Raw genomic sequence first — 7,647 nt, 5'->3', positions numbered from 1 at the left:
GTGCGGGATCCTTTCGGGATGCGTGTGCCAATCTCCGACGAAATGCAGACCGCGACCGAAGCGATCGTCGATCTCGCGCTGCTCGGCGCGCCTGTCCGGGATGTACGACGTTCGGGTTCGCCGATCAGTCCGTCTCGGGCCGGTCGCCTCCACGACTTCGATCCTCGAGTCGTGGAAACGACCGAACAGTTGGCCGCCGGCCTCGCGCTGCCAGAAGCGCAGTTGTCTGTTCTTCGAGAAGGTTTCGACGACTGGGTCCGTGAACACCAGCGCCTGTCCCGAAAGGCCGACGGGGTACGCGATCATTCGGCCGCCTCGGCAGGGATCATGGCCGCGGGGGAGCCATCCGGCCACGGAAGTTGTGTCACGAATCCTCCTTCGTCGCGGAAGCCTACGGTGGATCGCCAACGTGGGTCCCAGTCGCCGCCTGCCGCTCTCAACGGTCCGGACCGACCGATCCAGAGACCGTGTGTCGATACCGTCACCGGGCAATCGAGAGCGCGAAGAACCACCTCAGCAATCATGCCGACAGTGAAGGTCAATTCGACGGCTCCGTAGGGCTGGAAGACCGCGCCGCACGCCGGCTCCCGCAGCGTCGTGGGTCCGGACCACTCCGTCACCTGCAGATGGGGCTTTCCGCAGGCGTCGAAGCCTTCCCGGAACCTTCGGCCGTTCTTGGCGATCGCGACCGCGTGTCCGGCGGTCGCATGGGCTTCGGTCCAGCCGTAGACCACCGGCCCCTCGAGCTCAGAGCCGACGTGCCAAACGTCGAGGAACGCTTCGGTGGCCCACGAACCGGTCGCCGAGACGACGACATCGCAATCGGCGAGGGCATCGAGCTCGTCCATGATGACGCTCTCGATGTCGCGCGCGATCGCATCTACGGAGGCGACGTGAGGGAAGTCGCTCCGGATCTTGCGGGCAAGCCCGACGCACTTGTGCGTTCCGACGAAGGGAGCGCCCAGCGGGTGCCGGCCGACGTTCGCCCAGGCGAGCCGTTCCGGATCGATGAGCACGAAACGGCCGATACCCGACTGGGCGAGTAGGACGGCGATGGCGGCGCCGACCGAGCCGCACCCGATGACCGCGACCTTCGCGCAACGGACGCGATCGAATCTCGGGTTCGCTCCTCGTCCGTGAATCCAGGACGCATCGGCCCGATCGACGCTCGCGCGCTTGATCGGACTGCCGCCGAAATAGCGACCCAGGGCGATCTGCGCCGGCACCATTTCTTCCTGAAGCCGTCGCGGAGGATTGACCGCCCGCGCCGGGTGGGGTGGGCGACCCAGGTGGAAGCGAGGGCGGGCCCGGCTGGCGTGTCGATCCCCAGCAGCAGGGTGGCGCCGCTGGCGTCCTGCATCACAAGTTCGCAGAGCTGCTCGTCGGTAAATCCGGCTTCCGCGGCGAGTCGGCGAACAGCCGCGCCGCTGTTGGGGAAGGCGGCGGGCAGCGGCGGCCGATCGAGCCAGATGAGCGCTCCTGACTGGGTCTTGATGTCGACCGAGCCGAAGCGGTTCTTCAACCATGCTGCGATTGCCTCGTCACTGTCCGCGACCAGCACGAACCGCTTGCCGCGCCAGACCCGGACCAACCTCGACGGGCCGTTCGGCGGCAACAGGCTGTAGATCGGAACACCTTCGTCGTTCGCAGCCTGGCCCCAGTAGGAAAGAAACTCGTCGACGAAGTCGCCGTCTCGTTCGCCGCGCTCGCACTCGCCGATGAGCCGGCAGGCGGACGCGATGCGGTCGGCCACCACCTCGCCGGGCCGATCGACATCGAATCCCTCGCCGTCGAGACAGAGAACGCCGTCCCTCTCGAAATGGGCCCACTTCAGGAACATCGACGGGCCGACGAAGGCGACCCGCGGAAGGGCAAAGGGGAACTGCTTGGGCACGACGACGTCGAGGCGCCGGTCCCCTTCCGGCGTCGGTATCGTCAGCCGCCATCCGGCCGCCGGCTGCCGGGCCGCGTACTTGCCGAGAGCCCGCCGATCGAGCCGGTCGAAGCCGCCCAGCCTCCGTCGGATACGGTCCTCGACCATGAGGAGCGCATCCTCGAAGGAGGGGGGCCGCGACACGCGATCAGGCATACCGGCCGCCACCATCCTTCCGGACGGCCGCATCCGGCTCCCGTCCGGAGAACAACCCCGCCAGCGCAGGGGCCGCCACGCTGCTCGAGGCCTTGCTGACCGGCTCTTGGCGGTCGCTGAAGAACTCGGTGGCATATACCTTGTCCCAGCACTTCAGCGCCTTCTTCCTGTCGCAGTCGCTGTCGAAGAGCGGAGCGAGGTTAGCCAAGGCTTCGTCCAGCTTCTCGCGCAGAAATTTGGCCTTGGGATCATCGTTGCCCTTGGTGATGGTGTCGCCCGGTGTCACGGGGTGCTGCACCACCAAATTCCACTTTAGGCGATCGCGGATGGCCGTCATGGTGTCCTGCAGCGCCTTGTCCTCGCGGTCGGCGTTGCCGCGGAAGCACTCGGTGACGAGCTTGGTGATGCCGAAGCCGCTCAGGATCAGGGCCTTCCAGCTCGACCGGCTTCTGGCGTACTTCTTGATCTCGCGCACGACGCGACGAAGCTGGCGCCCGTTTTCGGTGTCCGGGCTCTGCGTGTCGTTTTCCTTCTCGAACCACGCTGTCACATCTCGCGCATCCGACCGCTTCCAGTCGGTGCTGGCGAGTTCATAGTAGTGGGACTCCTTCCCGAACACGTCCTTGGTTGTGACCCTGCGGTACACCGGTAGGTCGACGTGATACCCCGCCTCATAGTAGACGCGCACGCAGTTGTTGCGTACTTCCGGCGGCGTCTTGAAGCTCCCGTCGTCGACGGCGTCGCGCACCATTTGACGCGCTTGAAGCGCGGTCATCTCAGCGCCGCGCTCGGCCACCAGATCCTCCTTGGCGAAATAGACGCCGTCGTCGATATCGTAGTCGTTGTCGGGATGCTGCGTCATCGTCCTCATGGCGTAGCTGCCCTGCGACTTGAACTGGAGCGGCGCAGGCTTCTTGGCCTCGGACAGGCCTTTGGTCAAACGCTCACGGTTGGCGTCGCGCCGCTTCCTCATCGCGGTGCGCTCCGCGCCCGGGAGCGTCACCTCGTCGTCGTGGTATGCGAGAACGTCGTCGGAACAATTGTACATGGTCACCTCGATAGGCTGGTGGCCGCGGTATCGATGTCCCTCGATCGCCGAGCGGCCGGCGGCTCTTCAAGGGCAGGGGTGCTTTCAAACAGCGAGCAGATCAGCTCGGCCTCCGGATCGGTGTCGCGGTAGGCGCACTTGCTGTTTGTCATATCGGCGTCGGTCCGCGCCTGGGTGATCAGCGCGTTCATCGCCTCCTCCCGCGTGTCGTCGAGCGAGAGGTAGGGCACTAGCGTCGCCGGCACCTTGTCGTGCGGGAAGCGCACGATGCTGCACTTGCGGTTGACGTGCTTGGTCAGTTTTCGCGCCATGTGGTCGAAGGCGAACTCTTGCGCGTCGACGGACAGGCTCGCGGCGTTACCGCCGAACTTCCATTCCGGGAGGCCGCGGTGCCGGTCGCCTCTCGGTATTTGCTCGCCCTGCGGCACGGGGCACGTCCCGAGCGAGAAGATCTGGATCTCGCGACCAGACCTCGGCCACGTCAAGCGCTTCGATCAGGCCCAGGAGGACGGGATTGTTGGCCCATAGTCCGCCGTCGGCGAACACGTTGAACGGGTTGCCGTCGCCGCCGTCCGGCTGATCGATCGCGGCCAGCGAGCGATAGAGAGGTGCGGCCGAGGACGCGAGGCAGACGTCGGCAAGGCGGTAGTTGTCGTCGCGATGGTTGGTGGCGGCGAAATGGGGTGTCTTGAAAACCCAAGCCCGATGCTGGCTCATCTCCACGGCGGAAAACGCCAGCGCGATGCCGCGCCTTTCGAAGACCTCGGCCATGGTCTCCTCGCCGATGGTGTCGACGAGCGCGCCGAGCAGCTCGGACTCGCCGGCCTCGAGAGCCCCTTTTCGCAGAAGGAGGTCCGGAGCCACGCCGACCAGGCCTGAGGGAAGCTTTTTCGAGAAGATCTTCGGACCGTGCTTGCGATAAAGAGCGACAACTTCTGAAAGCGGCTTACCGACGGCGAGGGCGCAGCCGATGATCGCGCCGGTGCTGGTGCCGACGATCAGGTCGAACCCCTTGCCTATATCGAGAGAATCGAGCTTCCTGCGCCGCGCGAACGCTGTCGCGACGCGATCGAGATAGGTCGCCGTGTACGTGCCGCGCATGCCGCCGCCGTCCAGGCTCAGGACGCGGAAAGCGCGACCGGCGGTCATGCGTCCTCCAACCGGTCCCTTGGACCGCTGAATTGGCGCGCCGGCGCGCGCGAGCTTTCGTTCGCGAACCGCATAGGCCCCCCGAGCTCAAAATCGCTGCCCGCATTTCGGGCACATATCTCAAACACGTGGGATGGGTGCGCCATTCTTCAAGATGTTGATAGTCATAATTTTTGAGCCGCTAGATATTGGCATCTGAAGAATCGCACGCGCTTCATGGCCAACTTCAACCTGCAGTAGGCCGATTTTGCCATGAGCGATGAGGTAGCAGTTAACAAGTCGTCCCTAAGGGGGCGGAATATCTTGATTTTTTCCGATGGTACGGGGCAGGCCGGCGGTCTGCGACCGGACGAAAATCGGTCGAACATCTACAAGCTGTACCGCGCGAGCCGCTGCGGCCCCGACACTGAGATCGACCCTACGGACCAGTTGGCGTTCTACGATGCCGGGCTTGGCTCCCAGGCCCCCGGAGGAGCGATCTTCGCGACGCGGGCTTATCGCTGGCTCCACAATGTCGCGAGCCAAGCGACTGGGCTCGGGATCACGACGAACATCGTCGACTGCTACGCAGCCATCATCCGCATGTGGAGGCCAGGAGACCGGATCTTCCTGTTTGGCTTCAGTCGAGGCGCCTACACGGTGAGGTGTCTTGCGGCGGTGATTGGGCTCTGCGGCGTGCCGACCAGGATGCCTGATGGGTCGCCACTGCGTCGCGATGTGGGAACGACGACCCGGATCGCTCGCGAAGCCGTCAAAACGGTATACCAGCACGTCAGCTCGCCAAAGGATGCGGCGTATCTGGCTCAGCGAGTCGCTCTAGCCGAGCGCTTCCGGCAACGGTACGGCAGCGACCAGATGGGTGGCCCGAACGCGGTGCCGTTCTTCATTGGCGTGTTCGACACCGTCGCGGCTTTGGGAAGCTATCTTCTCTCTGGGGCGCTGGTCGCTTCCGCCGCGCTCTTCATCCTCGCAGCCAGCTTCGCACAGTCGTTCTTCCTGTTTCCGTTCCTGCCGACTTTCTTCTGGTCGATAGGCGTCACGGCTCTCGCCGCGCTGTTCGGATACGTCGCGACTCATGTGAAGTTCGCGACCGGCCTGAAAGACCATTCGTTCCTTCAGACGCTTCATCTCGCGGCGCCCAAGATGCAGTTCTACGACCTGCACCTGAACAACGCTGTCTGGTATGCGCGCCACGCCATGTCGATCGACGAGAACCGCGCCGATTTCGCCAGGGTGCCGTGGGGAGGCGCTCACAACAAGGGACCCGAACGTCCGGACGAGTATCCGGATTGGCTACAGCAGATCTGGTTCGCGGGCAACCACAGCGACGTAGGCGGCAGCTATCCCGAAAACGAGGCACGCTTGTCCGATATCGCGCTCGATTGGATGGTTCGCGCAGCCAGAAATCTCCCCGATGGGCAGACTGCGAACGGCTTCGGCATCAAGGTCGACGAGCGATATCTCAAACTCAATCCCGATTCGCTCGGTCCGCAGCACGACGAGCGCGAGCCCGGCCGGCTCGGGGGGCGCTTCAAGTGGGCCGAAGGGCTCCGCGAAGTCCAGCCGGAAGCCATCCTGCACCCCAGCGTGTTGGAGCGCCTCGCCGCCAAAGACGGCGTTCAGCACTATTACGAACTGGCGCTCTACCGACCTAGGAATCTGGCGCGCCATTCGAAGCTCGGGGAATATTATCCGGACAGTGGCTCCGAGGCGCGATCGACGATGTCCGAGCAACAGAGCCCGTAGTCCTATGGCTTGGACGGAAAAGCCAGGCGAAGGCCGCAGGCGCCTGAGCGGTCGCTGTTTCCGACTAGGACCATGGTGCCGGCCGACAGATTATGAGTCCGAGGCAGTCCGACAATTGATTGAATGCGACGGGAGATCGCGTGAGAACTGATCTACGATTGGGGCAACTGGTGTTGAAAGGCCCTTTGGGGCTGATAGAAACCTTTCGATCCACGCCGTTGGGATAAGCTATTGAAATCGCAGCAAATGCGAACGCCCTCCGAGCGCACCATAAACCCACGTCTAGCGGGGCTGCTTGGGAGGAGAAATTACTGTGGCGTGCCCAAGTCAGCTCCTAGCAATCTGCGAGGCGCCTGCTCGTAACACCGTCACTATGGTTCTGCGGCTTTCCCCGCCACAGCCACCCTTGCAAGTTCGCCATTCGCGAGCGTTTGGACGAATTGTTCCAGGGATGGCTGCGCTACAGTTTGAAGCTTGTGAAGCTCTTCGGGCTTCAAGTTGGTGTAGCGTTGCAGTGCCCGCCAATCCTTGTGGCCGGTCACCAGCGCGACCTTCTCGATAGGGAGTCCGGCCTCAAAGAGGCGGCTGGTGCCTTCGTGACGAAGGTCGTGAAAGTGCAGATCCTCGATCTTCAACGTGTCGCAGGCTCGCGTGAACGCCGCGCTCACTGAGCGATGGTTGAATGGGAATACGCGACCCTGACCTCTGGTGATGATCCGCTGCTGAAGTAGGATCTCCCACGCATCGTAACCGGTCAGGTTGAGAAGCGGGACCTTTTGGTCGTTGCCCTCCTTCTCCCGCGGATCCTTGCGGTCACGGATCACCAGGATCCGCTTCTTCATGTCGACGTCCGGCCAGTCGGGCCGGCAAATCTCCTCCTGCCGCATGGTTGTCGCAACGGCGTAGCGAACGATGCGGCCCATCGGAATGATTTGTCGACGACTGCTTTCGAAGTATTCAATGAGCTCATCAAGCTCATCTTGGGTTGGTCGGCGATCTCGTTCCTGGCCTTTGCCGACCAGACCCAAATGCTTCAATGCAAAACGCGCTAAGCGAACTTCCTCAGCCGAAACTTCAATACCGTGAACTGCGGCCGCATGGGTTGCGATGGTCCTGATGAACGACAGGTCGATTGCAAGGGTGGCCGGCCCAGCGCCTTCCTTCGCTCGCTTTCTCCCAAATTCGATCAACCGCTCGCGATTGAGTTGAGAAATTTTCACAGTCCCCAGGGAGAGCTTGAGCGCTTCCATGACGGCCGCCTTGGAGCGGCGAGGGGGGCGACCAACTTCATGCATGTCTTCGACGTGCAGATCGATGAGATCGCCGAACGTGCGGACCTTTTGTGATGCTCGCGGTTTGGGTGATCCGCTGCGGTCGATGTTGCGCTCGATGTCGAGCGCCCATTCCTCGCCGTCCTTGCGGCGGCGGAAGGTCTCTGCCACGTAGCGGTTCTTCCGGCGGACCTGGACGCGCCAGTTCCCGGATGGCAATTGAGTGAAGCTGGCCATGGCCGTGTGCACTCCCCAATTCGTGTGCGCTACGTGTGCACTGAGAGGTCAAAACGGGTACAAACGTGTGCAATTTCGGCTAGTTTGGAGTGCACACGTTCGTGTTT

At 63.1% G+C, this 7,647-nt stretch carries 7 protein-coding genes and 1 pseudogene; 1 reads left to right on the top strand and 7 read right to left on the bottom strand.

The window, feature by feature from the left end; all coding sequences use genetic code 11:
• The 6 genes and pseudogenes from I6F35_RS36130 to I6F35_RS36105 form a co-directional block, all read right to left on the bottom strand.
• Positions 1-306, bottom strand: a 306-nt coding sequence (locus tag I6F35_RS36130; RefSeq protein WP_225122393.1) for a Mov34/MPN/PAD-1 family protein, incomplete at its 3' end; no start/stop codon positions are given.
• A complete protein-coding gene (locus I6F35_RS36125; protein WP_225122392.1) occupies positions 303-1,229 on the bottom strand; it encodes a ThiF family adenylyltransferase in 927 nt (308 codons plus the stop codon). The genes I6F35_RS36125 and I6F35_RS36130, both read right to left, overlap by 4 nt.
• Positions 1,230-1,651: 422 nt before the next feature.
• Positions 1,652-2,041: pseudogene (locus I6F35_RS36120) on the bottom strand (E2/UBC family protein); the annotation flags it as partial.
• A 40-nt stretch (positions 2,042-2,081) separates the two neighbouring features.
• Positions 2,082-3,137 carry a cyclic GMP-AMP synthase DncV-like nucleotidyltransferase gene (locus I6F35_RS36115; RefSeq protein WP_225122391.1) on the bottom strand — a complete coding sequence of 352 codons (1,056 nt, stop codon included), beginning with the start codon at positions 3,135-3,137 and terminating at the stop codon, positions 2,082-2,084.
• Between the two features lie 2 nt (positions 3,138-3,139).
• Positions 3,140-3,565, bottom strand: a complete 426-nt coding sequence (locus I6F35_RS36110) for a hypothetical protein (RefSeq protein WP_225122390.1) — start codon at positions 3,563-3,565, stop codon at positions 3,140-3,142.
• Positions 3,495-4,286: a patatin-like phospholipase family protein gene (locus tag I6F35_RS36105; protein ID WP_225122389.1), complete on the bottom strand. Its 792-nt coding sequence runs from the start codon at positions 4,284-4,286 to the stop codon at positions 3,495-3,497. The genes I6F35_RS36110 and I6F35_RS36105 overlap by 71 nt, the downstream gene beginning before the upstream one ends.
• Positions 4,287-4,589: 303 nt before the next feature.
• Between I6F35_RS36105 and I6F35_RS36100 the strand changes: the two genes are divergently transcribed.
• Positions 4,590-6,032 carry a DUF2235 domain-containing protein gene (locus I6F35_RS36100; protein ID WP_249792864.1) on the top strand — a complete coding sequence of 481 codons (1,443 nt, stop codon included), beginning with the start codon at positions 4,590-4,592 and terminating at the stop codon, positions 6,030-6,032.
• Between the two features lie 371 nt (positions 6,033-6,403).
• On the opposite strand, the gene I6F35_RS36095 is transcribed toward I6F35_RS36100, so the two are convergent.
• Positions 6,404-7,540: a site-specific integrase gene (locus I6F35_RS36095; protein WP_225122387.1), complete on the bottom strand. Its 1,137-nt coding sequence runs from the start codon at positions 7,538-7,540 to the stop codon at positions 6,404-6,406.
• Between the last annotated feature and the right edge of the window lie 107 nt (positions 7,541-7,647).

Origin of the sequence: Bradyrhizobium sp. BRP22, from assembly GCF_020194175.1 — a bacterium.
Classification (GTDB): domain Bacteria; phylum Pseudomonadota; class Alphaproteobacteria; order Rhizobiales; family Xanthobacteraceae; genus Bradyrhizobium.
The sequence above is the reverse complement of the archived record's forward strand: the minus strand, read 5'-3'. Positions and strand labels throughout refer to the sequence as shown.

What these genes read in the sequence shown, in the direction of transcription:
- I6F35_RS36125 (WP_225122392.1), bottom strand. Translation starts at nt 1,229, where the DNA reads ATGGTGCCGGCGCAGATCGCCCTGGGTCGCTATTTCGGCGGCAGTCCG.
- I6F35_RS36115 (WP_225122391.1), bottom strand. Translation starts at nt 3,137, where the DNA reads ATGTACAATTGTTCCGACGACGTTCTCGCATACCACGACGACGAGGTG.
- I6F35_RS36105 (WP_225122389.1), bottom strand. Translation starts at nt 4,286, where the DNA reads ATGACCGCCGGTCGCGCTTTCCGCGTCCTGAGCCTGGACGGCGGCGGC.
- I6F35_RS36095 (WP_225122387.1), bottom strand. Translation starts at nt 7,540, where the DNA reads ATGGCCAGCTTCACTCAATTGCCATCCGGGAACTGGCGCGTCCAGGTC.